This window comes from Terrimicrobium sacchariphilum, from assembly GCF_001613545.1.
In the GTDB taxonomy this organism is placed as follows: domain Bacteria; phylum Verrucomicrobiota; class Verrucomicrobiia; order Chthoniobacterales; family Terrimicrobiaceae; genus Terrimicrobium; species Terrimicrobium sacchariphilum.
Genome location: NZ_BDCO01000002.1, coordinates 361,352 through 381,026, shown reverse-complemented (window position 1 = coordinate 381,026; position 19,675 = coordinate 361,352). Strand labels below are relative to the sequence as shown.

Genomic DNA, 19,675 nt, shown 5'->3' with positions numbered 1-19,675 from the left:
TCGTGGAAATCATCATTCAACCCACCCCCGAGGCTGCCTGCCGCTATGTCGCCGGTCGCATCGCCTCCCTCCTCTCTGCCAAACCTGCCGCCGTGCTCGGTCTCGCGACCGGAAGCACCCCCGTCGGCGTCTACCGCGAGCTGATCCAGCTCCACCAACGCGGTGAAGCAGACTTTTCCCACGCCGCAGCCTTCAATCTCGACGAATACCTGGGACTGGCCCCGGAGCATCCGGCATCCTATCACCATTTCATGCAGGAAAATCTCTTCCAGCATGTGAATTTCAACCCCGGGCGCACCTTCATTCCCAGCGGGCAGGCCTCCGACGTGTCCGCCGCCTGCGCGGATTACGAAGCCAAGATCAGAGCCTACAACGGCATCGACCTTCAGCTCCTCGGCATCGGGGGAGACGGCCATATCGGATTCAATGAACCCTCCTCCTCGCTCTCATCGCGAACGCGGCTGAAGACACTTACCCCCCGCACCCGGGAGGACAATGCCCGCTTTTTCTCCAGCCCGGAGGAAGTCCCCCACCACGTCCTCACCATGGGGGTCGGCACTATCATGGAGGCACGGGAGATCTTTCTCCTCGCCTTCGGTCAGGGCAAGGCCGACGCCATTGCCGCCTCGGTCGAGGGACCAGTGACTGCCAACGTGCCGGCATCTGTGCTGCAGTTTCATCCGACGGCCAAGATCGTGATCGACGAGGCCGCCGCTTCAAGACTCCAGCGGACGGACTACTACCGCTGGGTCTTTGACAACAAGCCCGGCTGGCAGCGCTAGCCGCTACACAAAGCCCAGCGACGGGAACTTCCGCCCGAGCACAGCCTCGCTGGGAGCGTGGAGCCACTTGTCGAGCATCGTCGCGTAGACGCTGCGGAAATCAACCGTGTAGATCAGGTCCCCATCGCCGAGCTCAGTGAGGCTCGGCTGTGTGCCATGCAAGCCTGCCTTCACCTTTCCGCCCAGGACAAACATCGGAGCGGCCGCCCCGTGGTCGGTTCCCCCGCTGGCATTTTCCGCCACGCGGCGGCCGAACTCGCTAAAAGTCATGATCGTCACGCGATCGAGATTCCCCTGGGCCTTGAGGTCGGCAACGAAAGCACCCAGAGAGGAGTCCAGTTCGCCGAGCAGCCGATCGTGGGAACCCAGCTGCCCGCTGTGCGTGTCGTACCCGCCTTGGGAGACATAGTAAACCCGCGTGGGCAGCCCTCCGGCGATAAGCCGGGCCACGAGGTTCAGATCTGTCGCAAGCCGCCCTCCGGGATACGAGACGGGCGCCTTGGACTTGCGGGTGATCTCAAGGATGCGATCCGAACTGATGCGGGCGTCCAAAGCGGTACGCCTCACAAAATCCAGTGTATTGCCATCGCCCTGCGCCTTGTCCCCGGATAGCGACTGGACCGAGCCGCCTGTATTGTCCGATAAACTCGTCATATCGGCAAAGGCCTCCCCAGCCGCCGGATCGTTGGAAATAAAGCGAAACTGGTCGGGCCGGGAGAGCGTGATCCCCGCACCAGCACTGCCGGAGAATGAAAGCGGCGTTTCCGAGCCGATCGACACCCCGACGACGGGGTCTTCGCCCTTGCAGCAGGAGTCGAAGTAATTCGCCAGCCAGCCTTTGTTGGCAAATTTGTTTGAGTCGGTCGCCGTCTGCCAGATGTCGGTCGAGCGAAAATGGGAGCGATTGGGATTGGGATATCCGACGCCCTGGATGACGCCGAGACGGCCCTCGTCATAAAACCCGCGCAGGGTCTTCAGCCTGGGGTGCAACCCGATATGGTCGTCGACCTTGAGCACATTGCCTGCGGCGAGACCGATCTTGGGGCGGGCGCGGTAATACGCATCATCTCCATAGGGCACGACCATGTTCAGACCGTCATTGCCGCCCGCCATCTGAAGAATGACGAGGATGGGGCTGTCCTTGCCCGTCGCCACCTGCAAGGCGGAATCCGCCGCCGCCGCATCGAGGGCAAAGAAGGTCTTTTCAATGAAGGCGGGAAGCGTCCAGGCCATGGCACCGCCCAATACGCCGGTGCGGAGGAATTGCCTGCGAGTGCGTAATGTCTGTTCGTCGCTCATGTGAGTTGGAACTCCGGGGTGCTCATGATGAGATGCACACAGTCTTTGACCGTGGCATCGTTAATTTCGGGTCCGCGCTTGGCGAGGAAGGCGACCACCTTCTGGCGGTCCGTCGGCTCCAGCGGGACATTAAGAAAGCGAAAAGCAAAGGCATCGCACATGGCCTCGGGATTCCCCCTCAACCCGGCGGGAGCGATACGGTCCCACTCGACCGGGATGGCATCGCGGGATTTATCCAGCGGCTTGTCGTCCGCTCCGACGATGGTTCCGGCGAGGTTGCAGCGCAACAGATAGGTGGACCCGTTGATCCAGCTGCGCCCCCCGGCCCATCCCTTCACATTCGGCGGAGCAAAAAGCACCTGCCCCATGGAGCGAAGGATGAACTCGCAGGCATTCGGCGGAGGCAGCGGCGCCTCCAGGGAATGGGAAATCTGCACGAGCCACTGCACCGGGCTTTTCACCTGACGACGCACGACCTGGGGGGAATAGAACTCCGGGCTGAGCAGGATCTCCCGCAACAGCGGCTTGATCTCGTATCGGGAATCCTGGAAATGCCGTGTCAGCCGGGCATGCAGGTCCGGCCCGGGTTCCGTACCGGCGAGGTAAACCCAGATTTTTCGAGAGATGAAGGCTGCGCACTCGGGTTGCTCGCAGATGATGTCGATGACGTCATCGCCATTCCAGTTGCCGGTCCGTCCCAGGAAGGTCTTCTCGGTTTGATCGGCAGCCTTGGGTTGATAGCGAAAGGCACCTGAGGCCGGGGTCATCCGGTAGCCCGTAAGAGCACGGGCGGCCTCGCGCACATCAGTCTCCGTGTATCGCACCCCCTCGCCCAGAGTGAAAAGCTCCATCAACTCCCGCGCGAAATTCTCGTTGGGCCGCTTGGCCTCGCTCCGGTTGAGGTCAAGATACCTCATCATCGCGGGATCGCGGGAAATGTCCTTGGTCAGCGAATTGAAGTTTCCCAGCGCATGCGTGCGGAACGTCTCGTTCTGCTGATACATCAGATTGGCGCTGTTTACCTTATCAAAGCTGGTGGCAAAGTGCCCATGCCAGAAAAGCGTCATCTTTTCCCGCAGGGGATACCGGGTGTAGCGCATGCGCTGAAGCCACCAGGCCCGTACAGCGCGAAGCTGCTCGTCCTGAGCGCGACGGAGCTCTCCCAAGAGTTCGCGCTTCTCCTCTCCCTCCGCCATCATGTTTGCCTGGCGAAACGCCCAATAGGCCTCGGCCACCGGCGTGAGCTCGGGGGGAGGAAAAATATCCGTGTCCTCGTCCCCGGCCAGCAGGTACTCCACAGCAGCCGTGCGGCCCATGCCGTGAAGGGAGGAAATACTCTCAGGCGATCCCCCAAAGCCTGCCCGGCTCAGCAGATGAGCCGCTAGCAAGGGGGTCCAAGCATCGCTGGATTTCGTCGCGGGCATGTCAGCAGATTGAACAAAGCACGAGATCGAAAGTTTCGATAGGCGAGAATTTCTTTTCCAGCCGGGCGTTTCCCTGCATACCGTTGTTTATGGAGTTGATCAACCTCACGCGACGCGTCGAAATCGGTGCAAACTCCTATCTTTTAAAGATCAAAGGCCAGTCCGTGATTATCGACGCCGGACTGCACCCCAAGGACGAGGGCCTGAGCGCTACTCCGGATTATTCCCAGGTGCCAGCCGGTTCCGTGCAGACCATCATCGTCTCGCATGCTCACCAGGATCACCTCGGCTCGCTCCCGTTCCTGACCCGCCGGGAACCCCAGGCTCGCGTCCTGATGACGGAATCCACGGCAAAAATCGCCGATGTGATGCTGCACAACTCGGTGAATGTCATGCTCCGCCAGCGCGAGGAGCACAACCTGACCGAGTACCCGCTCTTCACCCACCGGGGTGTCGAGTTCTCCCGCCAGCAGTGGGTCCCCTGCAAGCCCAACCAGCGTTACACGCTCACTGGAGAGCGAGCCACGGACAAGGACAACCCGACCATCGAGTTTTACAACTCCGGCCATATCCTCGGTGCAGCCGGAGTGCTGATTCGCTGCGATGGGAAGAAGGTTTTTTACACGGGCGACGTCAATTTCGACAACCAGACGCTCATCCAGGGAGCAGACTTCCCCGAGAGCGGCGTGGATACGCTCATCATGGAAACCACGCGTGGCGACTCACCGACGCCGATCGGCTTTACCCGCGCGAAGGAGGAAGAACGTCTCGCCCGCTCCATCCGCGAGGCCTTCGACCGCGGAGGCAGCGTGACGATCCCCGTCTTTGCCCTCGGCAAGACCCAGGAACTCCTCGCCATGCTTTGGCGAATGCGTCTGCGAGGCCTGCTCGCCCCTGTGCCGATCTACATCGGTGGCCTGAGCACAAAGCTCACCAACATCTACGACGCTCTCTCCCACGACCCTCAACGAGCCCATCCGGAACTCCAGCTCCTCCAGGAAATGGCTCCCTATGTCCTCTCGGGCAATGAGGTCTTTACCATCGCCCCGCGGAAGAAATGCATCTTCGCCCTGTCCAGCGGCATGATGACGGAGAACACTCTCTCCAATCTCTTCTGTCGACGCATCCTCGGAGATCCCAACCAGAGCCTTTTCTTCGTCGGCTACTCCGATCCGGAATCTCCTGCCGGGCGCATCCGCTCCGCCAATCCTGGCGATGAAGTCGTCCTCGACTCGAAGCAGCCTCCGATCAAGCTCCAGTGCAACATCCAGGAGTTTAACTTTAGCGCCCACGCCTCACGCGAAACGCTCCTGAACTACGCTGTCGGCCTCCGGCCCAAGAAGATCGTCCTCGTCCATGGCGATCGCTCCGCGATCGAATGGTTCGAGCTGAAAATCTACAAGGAACTGCCCGAGACTGAGGTGCTCATCCCGGAACCCGGGAAGAAGATCTCGCTCTAGACGACGTTTCAAGAGGGGTGCCTATCCGCGGGACTTCCTGCGGATGACGGCAGGAACCACGAGCAGAACCGCTACGGCCAGCAGGGTCCATGTCGAGGGTTCCGGCACGGGCACCAACGTAAGCACGGCCGACTCCAGATCGTACATGACCACGTAGTTCTCGAAGAGATACCCGCCAGAGTTCACCCGATTCTCGCTCGGTGCCTGATTGCCGATCACCGCCACGGAGCCTCCCCATGGGCTGCTGCCCACCCATGAATCAAAAGTCTCTCCGTCGGGGGAGGTGAGAGAGAACGATCCATTGGGCAGGTAGCCATCAAAAACTCCCGGTGGCGTACTGGAGTTCCCATAGTAGATCACACCATTGGGTCCGCCTCCGGTATCAAACACTGTCGCCAGATCCGCTGACGCCACCCCCTCAGCCGTCTGTACCGTGACTGTGGTCACGGCGACACCCTTGAGATAGCCGGTGATCAGGCGGCCATCTGGCCCCTGTATCTGGTCGCCCGAGTGATTCATATGGAGCTGGATCGCTCCCGGCGAGTTCGTCAGGGTGTCGATGGTCTGCTGGGTAAGGCCGATGGTGAGCGCCCCCTCACCGGAGGAAATTCCCGCCACATTGACCACATACCCGAGCCGGGCGTTGCTGCCGATGGGGAGGGCCGTCAGCAGCGTGCTCAGCGTGCTCGTGCCGTAAAGTCCCGCCCCAAAGTCTCCATAGGTGCCGTCGGCCAGCGGCGTACTGCTTGCGACCGTATTGCCATTGATCTGAACGACCATGGCCGTGTTGAAGTTTGAAACGACGGGCGTGACCTGCACAGAGGCTTTCGTGGTGAGACTCAGGCTCCGCCCCTCGACGTAGTACCCGTAGACCGGGTCGCCGTCTCCGAAGACAAAGGTATTCGTCGGCGCGATGGAGGTATTCGTCCCCTGCACGGTGAACATGTTTGGCGACCCGGTATCGAAAAGATACGGGACAGCATCGCTGCCATCCGCATTCTGACTCACGTAGATCTGGTAGTTCGCCGGAGAGTGGCTCCCGGTAACATAGATCGGAACCGTATAGGTTTGATCCGGATCCACGGCCTGCGCCCAGGCTGACGCTGCCATACCGGCCGCCCCGATAGCCAGGGCCATGCATCGAGCTACGATTCCCATTCCCGTGCGATAGCATAGCCGTAACCAGTACGCCATGGGGAATATCGCTCTAGAGCTTCATTACGTAGATCTCCATCGCAGCAAGACCCACCAGAACGAGCCAGCCAGCCAGAGCGACGCCCGCCGTGCGCAGACCGTTGCGGCGGATATCCGTGAAATCCACCTGCAACCCCAGCCCTGCCATCGCCATTCCCATGAGGAATGTCGCGAGGGTGAGCACATGCTGATCGATGACGGCGAGAGTTTCTGCCTGCCCCGGAAAAGCCCGGAGCAGCCCCGTATTCAACACGCCGACCAACACGAAGCCGAAGACAAACCAGATCGACTTGAGGATGGCCCCCAACCTCGAGCCGCCCGCCTCGGCATCGGCTCCCTGCGGAGCGGGAAAGATGAATCCCAGCAACAGCACTGTGGGAGCCAGCAAGAGCACGCGCATGAGCTTGGTCACGGCCCCAGGCTCAAGAGCACTCGGAACCGCCGAGGCGGCAGCCATGACCTGCGCCACCTCGTGCAGGGTCGATCCCGCCAGCACCCCATAGGTCGAGGGCGCCAGATGCAAGATGCCCTGCATGGCCGTGAGCGCGAGCACGCCTCCGGTACCGATAAGACTGCAAAGCGGAATGACGAGCGCCATGTCCTCGGCCTTGGCGCGAATGACGGGAGCCGTCGCCGCCACCGCCGAGGCTCCACAGATCGAACTATCCACCGCCAGGATCACAGGGAGCAATCCCGGCAACCCCGCGCGCCGTCCCAGCCACGTAATAAAGAGAAGGCCGGTGATGATAACCGATACCGCAAGAATCAGAATGCGCGGACCGGCATGCATGATGAGGTCAAAATTCAAGCGAACGCCCAACAGGACAATGCCGATACGCAGGAGATGCTTGGCCGAGAACCCGATGCCCACCGATTGATGCTCCGGCACATGGAGGAAGGCCCGCGCTGCGATGCCAATCAATAGAGCCAGCGAAAGCGCCCCCACGTGCTCCAGCCCCGGTAGATGCGCCAGGTTGAAAGCCAGCACCGCGATCAACGCCGTGAGCGCCAGCCCTGTCCGGAAATGAGGACATCGAAATTTCACGCTTCCTTGATACGGAAAATCCCATAATCACAGGTAATATCGCTTTTGAATTTACCATAACTTGATGTTATGAGCTGTTGATTATTCATGGATTACCGGCTGGAAGTTTTTTCGCGGGTGGCTGAACATCAGAGCATTAGCGCGGCAGCGCGGGTGCTGAACATCTCCCAGCCCGCCGTGACCCGGCATATCAAGATGCTGGAGGAAACTTATCAAGCCACGCTGCTCACACGCTCCCGCTCGGGCGTCGCGTTGACCGAGGCTGGCGTCGTTCTCCTGGAGCACGCCCGTCAGGTAGCCTGGATGGAGGATGAGGTGATGGCAAAAATCCGCAAGGACGACAGCCTTCTGCGCGGTCGCCTGCGCCTCGGGGCCAGCACGACGGTGACGCAATATTATCTGCCCAACGTGCTTACCTCCTTCAAAATGCGCCATCCCGAAGTCGAGATCGAGGTTGTTGAAGGGAACACGGATGCCGTGATCTCGCACCTGCTCGGCCAGCGTATCGACCTGGGGCTTATTGAGGGTCCCTGCAGCCGGCGCGACCTGCGGGTGCGGCGCTTCTTTGATGATCTGCTGGTTTTCATCGTCCCTGTCGGCCATCCGCTGGCTCGCCCAAAAGCGGTCCCTCCCTCGGAGTTGCTGAAATACCCCATCATCTCCCGCGAGCACGGGTCCGGTACGCGCCGCTATATCGAGAGCGCGCTGAACGCCGTGGGACTCGACCCGCGCAAGCGCCGCATCGTGCAGGAACTGCCCAGCACCGAGGCAATCAAACGCGCGGTGGAGGCCGGTCTCGGGGTCGGCTGCGTCTCCAGAATCGCCATCACTCAGGAGCTCGCGACCGCCTCGCTCGACATCGCCAATATCAAGGGGTTGGAAATTCGCCGCCCGTTCTCCGCCATCCTGCCCCTCGGACCGGACCCGGTCGGATTGCGGCAGATTTTCCTGTCGGCTTTGTCCTGACGCTACGCGATTTCCGAAACGACGCCTCCTCCCAGGAGGGGTTCGTCGTCCTTGAGATTCACGCCGCTGAGCTTCAGGTGACGACTGGCGCTGAGGAGATGAAAGAGTTTCCGCGCCGCCAGCGCGGGATCGAGTCCCTGTGGACGGATGTTGGAGACGCAGTTGCGTTCGGCATCGCTTCGACCCGGCACGGGATTGTAGGTGAAGTACGCGCCAAGGCTATCGGGCGACCCGAGCCCCGGGCGCTCGCCGAGCAGGATCAAGCTCAGCTGCGCATGGAGCAAAGCCCCCGCCTGATCCTGAATCGCCACGCGACCGTGTTTCACCACGAGCAGCGGTGCGAGCATCCAGCCTGCCTCGCGGAACAGTGGCAGCAGGGCCGTCAGCACCGGCAGCGCCTGCGTCATCACCGCCGTGGTGGAGAGTCCGTCGGAAACAAGGATCGCAAGGTCCGGCCCGGGCATCGCCGCACGCGCAGAAAGCATTGTAGCGGATTCCGCGGAAAGCCGCCGTCCGTAATCCGGACGCTGCAGATAGGTCGCGCGATCCTGCGCCTCGCTCTCCACGATCAGGAGGCCGGGATCCAGTGGGCGAAGCTGCGCGGCAAGCAACTCCGGGTCGAAGTGCGTCAGCACCGCATCCTTCGCCCGCGCGTGGGCCAGCTTGAAATCGAGCAATGGCGCAGTAGGCAGGCTGGCGCCCGCGCGACCGAGGGCGATTCGTGCTGCAGTATGCGTCCGCAAATGCGGCCAGGGATCAGCAGTTCCCATGGGCAGGCAGGGCGGCTTCCGGGGCTTGCAGCAAAGCGTGGGATGAGGCGATCTGGCGAAGCCGGTTTTCCTCGCTGAAGATCTGCATCTTCTTTAGCCAAGCGTCAAACTCCGGCGCAGGCTTCTTGCCGAGCACCTGCCGGAGATAGTGGCTGTCGTGAAAGGAGGTGGATTGATAGTTCAGCATGATGTCGTCCGCGCCGGGCACCCCCATGATGAAGTTGCATCCGGCCACCCCGAGCAGCGTGAGCAGCACATCCATGTCGTCCTGGTCGGCCTCGGCGTGGTTCGTGTAGCAAATGTCGCAGCCCATCGGCACGCCGAGCAGCTTGCCGCAGAAGTGATCCTCCAGCCCGGCGCGAATGATCTGCTTGCCATCGTAGAGGTATTCCGGACCGATGAATCCGACGACCGTATTGACCAGCAGCGGCTGGAATTCCCGCGCCACCGCATAAGCCCGCGCCTCCAGGGTTTGCTGGTCGACATTGTGATGCGCATTGGCGGAGAGTGCGGAACCCTGGCCGGTTTCAAAATACATCACGTTGTCGCCAACCGTCCCACGCCCCAGGGTGAGCGCCATCTCGCGAGCTTCGCGCAAAAGATTCAATGTGACGCCGAAGCTGGCATTCGCGCCCTCGGTTCCCGCGATGGATTGAAAAACCAGATCGACCGGCTCGCCGCGCTCCATGCATTGCATGGTCGTCGTGACATGCGTGAGCACGCAGCTTTGCGTGGGAATCTCGTATTCCTGGATGATGCGATCCATCAGCCGCATGAGCGATGCGCAAGCTGCGGGATTGTCGGTGGCGGGATTGATTCCGATGACGGCATCGCCGCACCCATAAAGCAGGCCGTCCAGAATCGATGCCGCGATTCCCTGCGGATCATCCGTCGGGTGATTCGGCTGAAGCCGCACGCTGAGCCGCCCCGGCAGGCCCACGGTGTTTCGAAACCTGGTGACGACCTGCATCTTGCTCGCGGCGAGGATGAGGTCCTGATTGCTCATCACCTTGGAAACCGCAGCCGCCATCTCCGGAGTGATGCCGGGCGCGACTCGGGCAAGCGTATCGCTATCGGTTTCGTAATCGAGCAACCATTCGCGGAACTCGCCCACGCTGAAATGGGACACGAGGCGGAATGCCTCCGCATCATGCGTCTCCAGGATCAACCGGGTCACCTCGTCCTCCTCCGGCGGGATGAGCGGCTCATCGAGCAAGGTCTGAAGCGGAAGCTCCGCGAGCCGCATCTGCGCAGCAACACGCTCCTCCATCGACTGGGCCGCAACTCCCGCCAGTTGATCACCAGATCGCAACGGGGTCGCCTTGGCTATCAACGTCTTAAGATCGCGAAACGACCACGACGAATTCCCAAGCTGCAAATGATAGGCCATCGGGTTCTTGAAGCGAGCACCTATCGTGCCACCGCGAACGAGTGTGTTGTTTCACTTTTCCTTACTCAAAAATCCCTGCGCGAAAACGAACGCGAAGAAGTTCCTTTTCACGCCGCTCATCGGTAATGTGCAATTCTGCACAGCAGGATTTTTCTTCACCGGATTTTCCGTCGCTTCAAATTCGCCGCCCTGCCCTCAGCGGGACGCCCGCCCATCCCTCCAGTGAACTCAAGGCTCCGCAGGACTTCATCCCCTTACACTCCAATAAGTTGACACCCATGAGTAAGAGGATTTTTCCCGCAATTAAATCCTAATAGCTAATAATCGAAAACCAATAGCATAGACCATGCCATAGGTTTCAGGATTTTCGCAGATACCCCACGGCACGCTTTATGCTGCCGCGCCTCGCGGAGAAAATCATGAGCGACAAACAAACTGTTGGAGGGGTCACCTACAAGAAGGCGGACAGTTCGTATTTTGAAAAACGCAAACTGAGACGACACGCACGGGTCTGGTCTCTGTGGGCGCTGGGAGTGGGAGCGGTCATTTCGGGACACTTCTCAGGTTGGAATTTTGGCATTGGCCAGGGAGGTTGGGGCGGCCTTTTCATTGCCGCCATCCTGATCGCCATCATGTACCTCGGGTTGATTTTCAGCCTGGCGGAAATGTCCCCGGCTCTGCCTCACACGGGGGGCGCTTATTCCTTCGCGCGCAGTGCAATGGGACCTTGGGGCGGATTCATTACGGGACTGGCCGAGAGTATCGAGTACATCATGACTCCGGCGGTCATCGTATTCTTCATCGGGTCCTACATGAGTAGTATATTCGGGACACCATCGGCGGCGCAACCGCTCTGGTGGATCGGCGCCTACATCGTTTTTGTGGCCCTGAACTACTGGGGAGTGGAGCTTTCCTTCAAGTTCTCGGTGACGGTGACGCTCATGGCTCTCGGCGTGCTGGTTATCTTCTGGATCAGCGCCATCCCGCATGCGGACTTCACCCGCTGGGCACTGAACATAGGGGTCGGACCGGATGGCAATTTTGTCGAGCTTCCGAATGGCGGCGGATCATTCCTGCCCAAGGGAATCGGTGGAGCGCTGGCCGCGCTGCCTTTTGCCGTGTGGCTTTTTCTCGCCATCGAGGAACTCCCGCTCGCCGCGGAAGAATCTCACGATCCCAAGAAGGACATGCCCAAAGGCCTGATCCTAGGAATGTTCACACTCATCTTCTCGGCTGTAATGGTCATGGTGCTCAATGCCTCGATCGGTGGTACTGCGCCGGGACAGATGCAGGGCGCGTTTTCCCTGTCGACCTCGGCGGAGCCGCTGCTCGATGGGTTCCGCACCTTATACGGCGCAGGCATCGCCAAGCTGCTGGCCCTGTTTGCGGTGATCGGCCTGATCGCGAGCTTTCATACGATCATCTTCGCCTTCGGTCGCCAGATTTACTCGCTCTCTCGCGCGGGATATTATCTTCCCTTCCTGTCTGTGACTCACGGTAAGCGCCATACCCCGCATGTCGCGATGTTCACGGGAGCAGGCATCGGTTTGGCTGTGCTGCTCACGATCTGGTTTACGGCTGGCGAAACTGCTGGCGGAGCACTCATCGGCGGCACACTGCTAAACATGGCGGTCTTTGGCGCGATGCTTTCATACGCCTTCCAGGGCCTGTCTTTTATCCTGCTGCGCATCAAGATGCCGCATATCGAGCGTCCGTATCGCAGTCCGCTCGGCATCCCTGGAGCCGTGGCGACCATCGTGATCGCGATGTGCACGCTCTACTATCAATTGCAGGACCCTTCCTATGTAAAAGGCGTCTATGCTGCGCTGGCCTGGTATCTGGCGGGACTCGCCTACTTCGCCTTCATCGGCCGGCATAAGCTGATCCTCTCGCCGGAGGAGGAATTTGCGATGAATAAAGGCAAGTCCCCGGTCGTAGAACCGGCGGAACCTGCCGCATAAGTCACTCTCATCACCACACCCGGGAGGGGACGTCGCTGACGCTCCCCTCTCCAGTGGCTGAAATTTCGCGGCCCGAATCGCCGTGGTTGTCCCTCATCGCGACGACCACGGCCAACGGCTGGTCAGGCTTCGGAGTTTTCCCCGGCCCGTTGCTCTGCGGCAGCGCGCCGCATTTGGAAAAACTCGCGGAGAATTCCGGCGCATTCGTCGCCGCGCACTCCGCTCTGGACCTCGCAGCGATGGTTGAGCTGCGGATGCTGGAGGATGTTGAAAAGCCCTCCCCCTCCGCCGCTTTTCCCATCGATGCAGCCAAAGATCACCCGGCGCAGACGGGCATGAACCAACGCCCCGGCGCACATCGGGCACGGCTCCTTGGTTACGTAGAGATCGCAATCATTGAGCCGCCAGTCGTCGACCACGCTCTCGGCCTGGGTAATGGCCAGCATCTCGGCGTGAGCGGTTGCGTCCTTCAGCATTTCCACCTGATTCCAGGCGCGGGCAATGATCTGCCCCTCGCGCACAATCACGGCCCCGATCGGCACCTCCTCGGCGGCAAAAGCCTTGCGGGCGAGGCGCAGGGCCTCCCCCATGTAAAACTCATCGCTGGCGAAATCCATCGCGGCACAGTATCACATCCCCATGGCTGACCGCACCCCGATCATTGCACCTTCGATTCTGGCCTCCGATTTTTCCCGCCTCGGCGAGGAAGTCGCCCGCATCTCCGAGGCGGGCGGTGACTGGATTCATTGCGACGTGATGGATGGCCACTTCGTCGACAACATCTCCTTCGGTTCGGCTTTCGTCGAGGCAGCCACCCGCCATACGGACAAGCACATCGACGTCCATCTCATGATCTCGCGCCCGGACCACTACCTCGACCGGTACACGCCTCTGGCGGATTCCGTGAGTGTGCATGTAGAGGCCGATCATGACGTGGCGCAGACTCTTTCCCGCATCCGCGCCGCCGGCTGTCTCGCCGGGCTGGCCATCAGCCCACCGACCCCTCTGGAGAAAGTGGAGCCGTTTATCGGACAATTCGACATCCTGCTCGTCATGACGGTGAACCCCGGCTTCGGCGGCCAGCCGTTCATTCCCGAGACCATCGAGAAAGTCCAGGCGGCTGCAGAATGGCGCGCCAAGGGGCTGGCAGATTTCCATATCGAGGTCGACGGCGGCATCAACACCGCTACCGCCAAGATCGCACGCGAGGCCGGAGCGGATATCTTCGTGGCAGGGACGGCGGTCTTCAAGGCATCCGATGCCGCCGCGGAAATCGAAGCCCTGCGAGGTTAGCCGCCTGACCGCTCCCTGCGGAAACACCCCGATGGGGAAAAACCGGAGCACCGCTCATGCTGGCACGCACCCGATGATTCCCGAAAAGAAACGCCACCCGGCCCAGCCCGCCTAGCGTGTCCGACGAAACGCCAGCACCCGACTCCACCAAAACACCCGCTCGCAAGCCGCGCCGCCGCTGGCTGCGCCGGGTGCTGGTCGTGCTGCTCGCCCTGTTCCTGCTGCTGGCGATCTTTCACCGCCCGCTGATTTTTGAGGGATCGCGGTATTTCATCGTTCGCGCCGCCAAGCAGCAGCATCTCGATCTGACCTACGACATCGGCGGGTCGATTTTTACCAGCCTTTATGTCACCCGGCTCAAGGCCGTACCGACGGAACCGGGCCCGATCGATCAGCTCGAAATCGGCACGATCCGTCTGCAATACAGCCTGTGGGGGCTTTTCCGCAAAGGACTCCCGGCCTTGCTCAAGACGGTGGAGATCAAAGATGCCTTCATCGGCCTCACGCCCGGCGAACCGCTTCCGCCAGAGAAGGAGGAGAAGCCGCAGCGCTTCAAGTTCCCCGCCCTGTTCCCGGAAATCCTGCGCATCGAGAACGTCAACTTCGTCTCGCACGCCCCCGGCGGCGACACGGAGCTGGGGGGCTTCACCTTCACCTTGCTGCCTGACCGCGCCGGGACATTTGCGATCAAGACACTGAATATTCCCGGCGTGCGCCGGTGGACGGATATTTCGGCGGAGACGACTTTTCACGACCGGAATCTTTTCCTGCGAAACCTCATCATCGGACCCGAAATCGCCGTCGATGTGCTGAATCTTGACGCCTCCCGGCTCGACGACAACCAGCTCAAGCTGGGCTTTGAGGGCACCTTGTTCCAAGGGCGAACCAAGCTTTCGGCCAAAGTCGACGATCTCAACGACACGAACAAGCTCGCCCTCCGACTGGATGTGACCGGGCTATCGCTGCACGTCCTCAGCGCCTATCTGAATCTCGCCCTTCCCATTGAGGCGGAAATACCGACCGTGCATATCGCTTTCGATGGCCTGCCCGAGAAGCCCGACAGCTGGACCGGCAAAGTGGACGTGGCTCTTACCGGAGTCACCGCCGACGCCATTCAGGCAGGCAATGTCACTGTCGCCGCGGAGTTGGGCAACGCGCGCGCCAAGGTTGCCGCAAACGTCGAGGCTCGCGCGGGAAACACGATTCGCCTCAATGCCGAGACGGCTCTTCCCGCCAGGCTGGATGGCTTCATCGAGACCAAGGCGCAGGGCGTGCTGGATGCCAGTTTACCCGACCTTGCCGCGCTCTGGTCAGATTCGGCGCCGGTCTCCGGTACCGCAAAGCTGAACGCCGAGTTCGCTCTCGACCGCCACCTCGCGAAGATCACGGGCGTACTGGATTCGGATCGCGTAACCGCCGGCGACATCGAGGCGATGGGCAGTCATTTCACTTTCACCGTGGAGAAGGATTTGCAGGCCGAGGGACCCGTCTTTGCCGGATCGAAGGCGAATCTCGAGGGCGGCGTGGCGGCGACGAAGATCGGCGATTATTCCACGGACCAGATTGCTCTCGCGGCCAAAACCGATGGTGCGGCGGTGCGACTCACGCAGCTTACGATCGAGAAATCCGGCAATCGCGTCGCGCTGGAGGGCGAGTATCTGTTGCCCGACGACCTCGCATCCTGGACGGCACAACCGGGCAGCGCGAAATTCCACATCGACGCACCCCAGCTGAATGCCTTCGTGGCACCGGAGAGCGGCACGGAACTGGCGGGCCGGGTGAAGGCCGATGGTCAGGCGCAGATCACCCAGGGCGTTTACTCCGGCGATCTCACGATCGAGGGGCGGGAGATCCGGGCGCAGGGGGTACCCGTCCGCTCGCTGGATGCAAAGATCGCCGTCCAGCAAAACCACGCCACCATCAGCCAGCTCTCGCTCGTGGTGGATGATCGCAACTCGCTCAGCGCGGAGGGCGAGGCGGATCTGACTGATCCCTTCGCCTATCATGGACGCCTCGACATCGCCCTGCGGAACCTCGCGGTCTTTCGCCCGTTGCTCGGTCCGGATGCCCCGGAGCTTGGTGGGGCGCTGGCAGTCCAATGGCAGGGGAATGGAACCAAAACGGCGCATTCCGGCCAGGCCTCGCTGGAGCTGACCAACGGCGTCTATGCGGATCAGCGCAACCTCGCCGCGAGGTTCAATGCCACCTACACGCCGGAGACGATCAGCCTCCCCAATTTCCGCGTCTCCAGCAGCCTGGCCTCGGCACAGTTCGCCCTCGCCTGGCGCGACAAGGTATTAAGCGTTACCAATCTCGTCGTCCGCCAGCAGCAGCTCACCGTATTGTCCGGCGCCCTTTCCCTGCCGCTCGACCTTGCGAACATCCAGAATCAGGATCTGCTCATCCCGAATGATCAGCCGGTCGCGCTGAACCTGCGCACCGACAATCTCGATCTCCAACGCCTCCTCACCCAGCTCGGCCAGAACCCGCCTCCGGTACGGGGAATTGTCAATATGACCATCACCGGGCGAGGAACCATCGACGACCTGGAGGCAAACCTCGCCCTTCGCGCCACCGGGGTGCGATCCCAATCCACGCCCGACCTCGCCCCGGCAAATCTCGATCTCAACGCGACCGTGCGCAACGACCGCCTGGGCCTGACCGGAGAGCTGCGCCAGCCCCTGATCCAGCCGCTGCGCATCACGGGCGACGTGCCGCTCGATCTGGTGAAGATCCGCCGGGAAAACACGATCGATCCGGCCACGCCGATTCAACTGGCCGTTTCTCTGCCGCGATCCTCGCTGACGGTCTTGAGCGCACTCGTCCCGGCGATTCGCCAGAGCCGCGGAACGGCGGAAGCCAATGTCCGTATCGACGGCACTTTTGCTCAACCAAATCTCTCCGGCAGCGTGGCGGCCGATCTCTCAACCCTTCGCTTCACCGACCCGAGCCTGCCGCCCGTGAATGATGCATCGTTCCTCCTGAATTTCGCCGGAGACCGCGTGACGATTACGCGCTGCCGGGGAGGAATCGCAGGCGGTTCCTTCAACGCCGGAGGCAACGTGGTCTTTGCTCCTCTCAATAACCCGACATTCGATCTGCGCATCGGCACGGTGAACGCCCTCGTGATGCAAAATGACGACGTCACGGCACGCATCACGAGCAATCTCCGCGTGGCGGGTCCGCTCAACGCCGGGAGGGTCACCGGCGACGTAAATATCACCCGCAGCCGGTTCTTCCGAAATATCGACATCCTCCCCATCGGCCTCCCCGGACGCCCTGCTCCGCAACCGCCGGAAGAGCCTGCCATCGTGAGCTTTCCGCAGCCACCGCTCCGGGATTGGACATTCGATGTCCGAGTCCGGACGGCTGATCCGTTCCTGGTTCAGGGCAATCTCGCCAATGGCAAGATCTCGATCGATCTGCGAATCGGCGGCACGGGCCTGCGACCGTGGGCCGACGGCGTGGTGCGCATCGATCAGTTGGTCGCCTCGCTTCCTTTCAGCCGGCTCGATATCGGCAACAGCGCCGTCTTTTTCCGGCCCGAGCATCCATTCGTCCCGCAGCTCGACATTCGCGGCACCTCAGCCATCCGCGACTATGATGTGCGGGTCATGGTGCAGGGACCCATCACGGCGCCCAATGCGATCTTCACCAGCGACCCGCCGCTGCCGCAATCCGAGATCGTCTCGCTCATCGCCACGGGCATGACCACGCGTGAGCTGACCAGCGACCCGAATGCCGTGGCCGGTCGCGCCGCCATCCTGCTCTTCCAAAAAGCCTACAACAGCATTTTCCGCCGCAACAGTCCGCCCGCCAATGACACCTTTCTCAGCCGCATCCAGTTCGACGTTGGCATGACCGATCCCAAAACTGGCAAGCAGGGCGCGGGATTGCGCATTCCCTTGAGCGACCAATTCGCACTCGTCGGCGGCGTCGATGTCGGCGGTAACTTCCGGGGGCAGGTGAAATACCTGCTGCGATTCAAATGAAGAAGCCGCTTTCCCTGTTGCTGAGCGTCCTGCTGGGAGGCGCCGGATTGACGAGGGCGCAAACTGATGCGCCACCGGAGCGCGAGCACCCGACCGCGCCGGACGAATTGCCGCCCTTGCAGGAATCCCGCCCCCGCGTGAATGGACGGCTGCAGGTGGAGTTTGTCGGCGCGACAGCCTTTCCCGAACGGCGCTTGCGCGAAGGCATCGACCGCCAGGTGCGGGAAATTGAAAAATACGGCCTGGATGAACCCAATGCCTACGATGCGGGATTTTTCCTTGAGTCGTTTTATCGGAAGAATGGCTACGCCGACGCCGAGGTGACCGCCACCATCACCGGACCCTGGCAGCTTCGCCTCAGCGTTGATCAAGGTTCGCTCGTGCGACTGGGTGAGATCACAGTGACAGGCAATACTGCCTACGACTCCGAGACAATTGAGAAATATCTCCTCGGCCCCACCCGCGAACGCTTCCCGCGCATCCGCGATGTTCTGCGCCTGCCGTACGTGGATGTCGATGTCCGCGCCGGGGCCGATCTGGTTCGTCGGCTCTATGCCTCGGAGGGTTATCTCGATGCGGAGGTTTCCGACCCGGACCCGACCTTCAGCGAGGACGGGACGGTCGCGAACATTTCCCTCAAGATCACCGAGGGCACCCAGTACCGGTTTGGCGCGATCAAGTTTGAGGGACCGCTCGTTTTTCCCCGCGAGGACCTCCTGGCGGCCGTGGCCGAGCAGACGAAGAATATCTTCACTCCCGGTCGCCTCCTCGCGGCGGAACGTGCGCTGGAGGATTACTACCGCCAGCGCGGGTATTTCACCGCGACGGTACGGGCCAATGGCGACCCGATGGAAGCCAAGGACGGCGTGGTCCCCATCACGATCCAGCTCCAGCCGGGCATCAAATATTTCTTCGATGGCGTTGCGGTGACGGGCAACAGCGGGGTGAAGACCGCCTTTATTCAGCGCCGCCTCGCCAGCCTGAGCGGCCAGACATATGACCCGGCGCGGGTGGATCGCGGGTTCCGAGAGCTGATCGACACGGGGCTTTTCCGCAATGTCCGCATCACCCCGACTCCCGTAAATGGCAACCAGCTCCGGCTCGATGTGGCGGTGGATGAGGCGAAGCCGCGCGAGTTTGGCATCGGCGTTGGTTATGCCACCTACGATGGCGGCATCGTGAGCCTCAGCTATGCCGATCGCAATCTCTTCGGCACCGGGCGCCCGCTGACCATCGATGCGGAAATCAACCAGCGCGGGTACAACGGGCAGATCAAATATTCCGATCCGTGGTTCCTCGAGACCGACTACGAGCTGGAGGTGCGCGCCTACGGCATCACGCGGGACATGCGGGGTTTCACCAAGAACGAGCTTGGCTTCCGCCCCTCGATCCAAAAGGACATCACCGATCACTGGAACGTCTCGGCCTTCATCCTCGCGGAGTACAATCGCACGACCAACATCCTCATCACGCCGGAGAGTCTGGTCGGGCGCGAAAGCTACCCGCTCTTTGCCATCGGCATGACCCAGACGCTGGACTACCGCAACAACAAGGCCCTTCCGACTCGCGGGTACATTTTGACCTCGGCGGTGGATTTCGCGCCGGATGGTCTCGGCAGCGTGGCTTATATCCGCGGAGTGGCTCGGTTCTCCTACTACCTGCCGATCACGGCGCGATCGTCGCTCGCCATCGGAGCGCGAGGCGGCATCATTTCCTCGCTCACGGATGAGCCGTTGCCGATCGACGAGCGATTTTTCAACGGCGGCGCGACCACGGTGCGAAGCTTCTCGGAATACACCCTGGGTCCTCGCGACAAAAATGGATACCCGCTTGGCGGCGAGGCGTTCACGGTCTTCAACCTGGAATACACCTTCCCGATTATCGGCGATTTGTTCGGAGCGGTCTTTACCGATGCAGGCAACGTGATTTCGGACGCGGCAAATTTCGGCCTGGAGGACATGCGCTACGCGATCGGCGCTGGGCTGCGGTACAATCTGCCCATCGGCTCGATCCGCCTCGACTACGGCCTGAATCCCTCGCCTCGTGATGGCGAGGCGCAGGGCGCGTGGAATTTCGCGATCGGCGTCGCGTTTTAGGGG

General features: G+C 61.3%; 14 protein-coding genes. 7 read left to right on the top strand and 7 right to left on the bottom strand.

The window, feature by feature from the left end:
• The first annotated feature begins 2 nt into the window (after nt 1–2).
• Nucleotides 3–782: a glucosamine-6-phosphate deaminase gene (gene nagB / locus TSACC_RS02450; protein WP_075077811.1), complete on the top strand. Its 780-nt coding sequence runs from the start codon at nt 3–5 to the stop codon at nt 780–782.
• Nucleotides 783–785: 3 nt separating this feature from the next.
• On the opposite strand, the gene TSACC_RS02445 is transcribed toward nagB, so the two are convergent.
• The gene (locus TSACC_RS02445) at nt 786–2,081 is read right to left on the bottom strand and encodes a DUF1501 domain-containing protein (protein WP_075077810.1); all 1,296 of its coding nucleotides are present in this window, start codon (nt 2,079–2,081) and stop codon (nt 786–788) included.
• Nucleotides 2,078–3,505, bottom strand: a complete 1,428-nt coding sequence (locus TSACC_RS02440; RefSeq protein WP_075077809.1) for a DUF1800 domain-containing protein — start codon at nt 3,503–3,505, stop codon at nt 2,078–2,080. Before TSACC_RS02440 ends, TSACC_RS02445 begins: the two co-directional genes overlap by 4 nt.
• 89 nt (nt 3,506–3,594) lie before the next feature.
• Here TSACC_RS02440 and TSACC_RS02435 point away from each other — a divergent pair, with 89 nt between their 5' ends.
• Nucleotides 3,595–4,965 carry an MBL fold metallo-hydrolase gene (locus tag TSACC_RS02435; RefSeq protein WP_075080552.1) on the top strand — a complete coding sequence of 457 codons (1,371 nt, stop codon included), beginning with the start codon at nt 3,595–3,597 and terminating at the stop codon, nt 4,963–4,965.
• A 21-nt stretch (nt 4,966–4,986) separates the two neighbouring features.
• On the opposite strand, the gene TSACC_RS02430 is transcribed toward TSACC_RS02435, so the two are convergent.
• Complete coding sequence (locus TSACC_RS02430) at nt 4,987–6,159, bottom strand: hypothetical protein (RefSeq protein ID WP_169809510.1); 1,173 nt, start codon at nt 6,157–6,159, stop codon at nt 4,987–4,989.
• 13 nt (nt 6,160–6,172) lie between these two features.
• Nucleotides 6,173–7,204, bottom strand: a complete 1,032-nt coding sequence (locus tag TSACC_RS02425; RefSeq protein ID WP_075077807.1) for a YeiH family protein — start codon at nt 7,202–7,204, stop codon at nt 6,173–6,175.
• An 87-nt stretch (nt 7,205–7,291) separates the two neighbouring features.
• Here TSACC_RS02425 and TSACC_RS02420 point away from each other — a divergent pair, with 87 nt between their 5' ends.
• Nucleotides 7,292–8,170, top strand: a complete 879-nt coding sequence (locus TSACC_RS02420) for a LysR substrate-binding domain-containing protein (RefSeq protein WP_075077806.1) — start codon at nt 7,292–7,294, stop codon at nt 8,168–8,170.
• A gap of 2 nt (nt 8,171–8,172) precedes the next feature.
• On the opposite strand, the gene eutC is transcribed toward TSACC_RS02420, so the two are convergent.
• Nucleotides 8,173–8,940 carry an ethanolamine ammonia-lyase subunit EutC gene (gene eutC / locus TSACC_RS02415; RefSeq protein WP_075077805.1) on the bottom strand — a complete coding sequence of 256 codons (768 nt, stop codon included), beginning with the start codon at nt 8,938–8,940 and terminating at the stop codon, nt 8,173–8,175.
• Nucleotides 8,927–10,330, bottom strand: a complete 1,404-nt coding sequence (locus tag TSACC_RS02410) for an ethanolamine ammonia-lyase subunit EutB (RefSeq protein WP_075077804.1) — start codon at nt 10,328–10,330, stop codon at nt 8,927–8,929. The genes eutC and TSACC_RS02410 overlap by 14 nt, the downstream gene beginning before the upstream one ends.
• 419 nt (nt 10,331–10,749) lie before the next feature.
• Here TSACC_RS02410 and TSACC_RS02400 point away from each other — a divergent pair, with 419 nt between their 5' ends.
• Nucleotides 10,750–12,291, top strand: a complete 1,542-nt coding sequence (locus TSACC_RS02400) for an amino acid permease (RefSeq protein ID WP_075080551.1) — start codon at nt 10,750–10,752, stop codon at nt 12,289–12,291.
• Nucleotides 12,292–12,413: 122 nt separating this feature from the next.
• On the opposite strand, the gene tadA is transcribed toward TSACC_RS02400, so the two are convergent.
• Nucleotides 12,414–12,908 carry a tRNA adenosine(34) deaminase TadA gene (tadA, locus tag TSACC_RS02395; RefSeq protein WP_075077802.1) on the bottom strand — a complete coding sequence of 165 codons (495 nt, stop codon included), beginning with the start codon at nt 12,906–12,908 and terminating at the stop codon, nt 12,414–12,416.
• A gap of 22 nt (nt 12,909–12,930) precedes the next feature.
• On the opposite strand from tadA, the gene rpe reads away from it, so the two are divergent.
• The 3 genes from rpe (at nt 12,931) to bamA (ending at nt 19,672) form a co-directional block, all read left to right on the top strand.
• On the top strand, nt 12,931–13,584 hold the full coding sequence (gene rpe / locus TSACC_RS02390; protein WP_075077801.1) for a ribulose-phosphate 3-epimerase: 654 nt from the start codon (nt 12,931–12,933) through the stop codon (nt 13,582–13,584).
• 116 nt (nt 13,585–13,700) lie between these two features.
• Nucleotides 13,701–17,576, top strand: a complete 3,876-nt coding sequence (locus TSACC_RS02385) for a translocation/assembly module TamB domain-containing protein (protein ID WP_075077800.1) — start codon at nt 13,701–13,703, stop codon at nt 17,574–17,576.
• A complete protein-coding gene (gene bamA / locus TSACC_RS02380) occupies nt 17,573–19,672 on the top strand; it encodes an outer membrane protein assembly factor BamA (RefSeq protein WP_075077799.1) in 2,100 nt (699 codons plus the stop codon). Before TSACC_RS02385 ends, bamA begins: the two co-directional genes overlap by 4 nt.
• Nucleotides 19,673–19,675 lie beyond the last annotated feature (3 nt).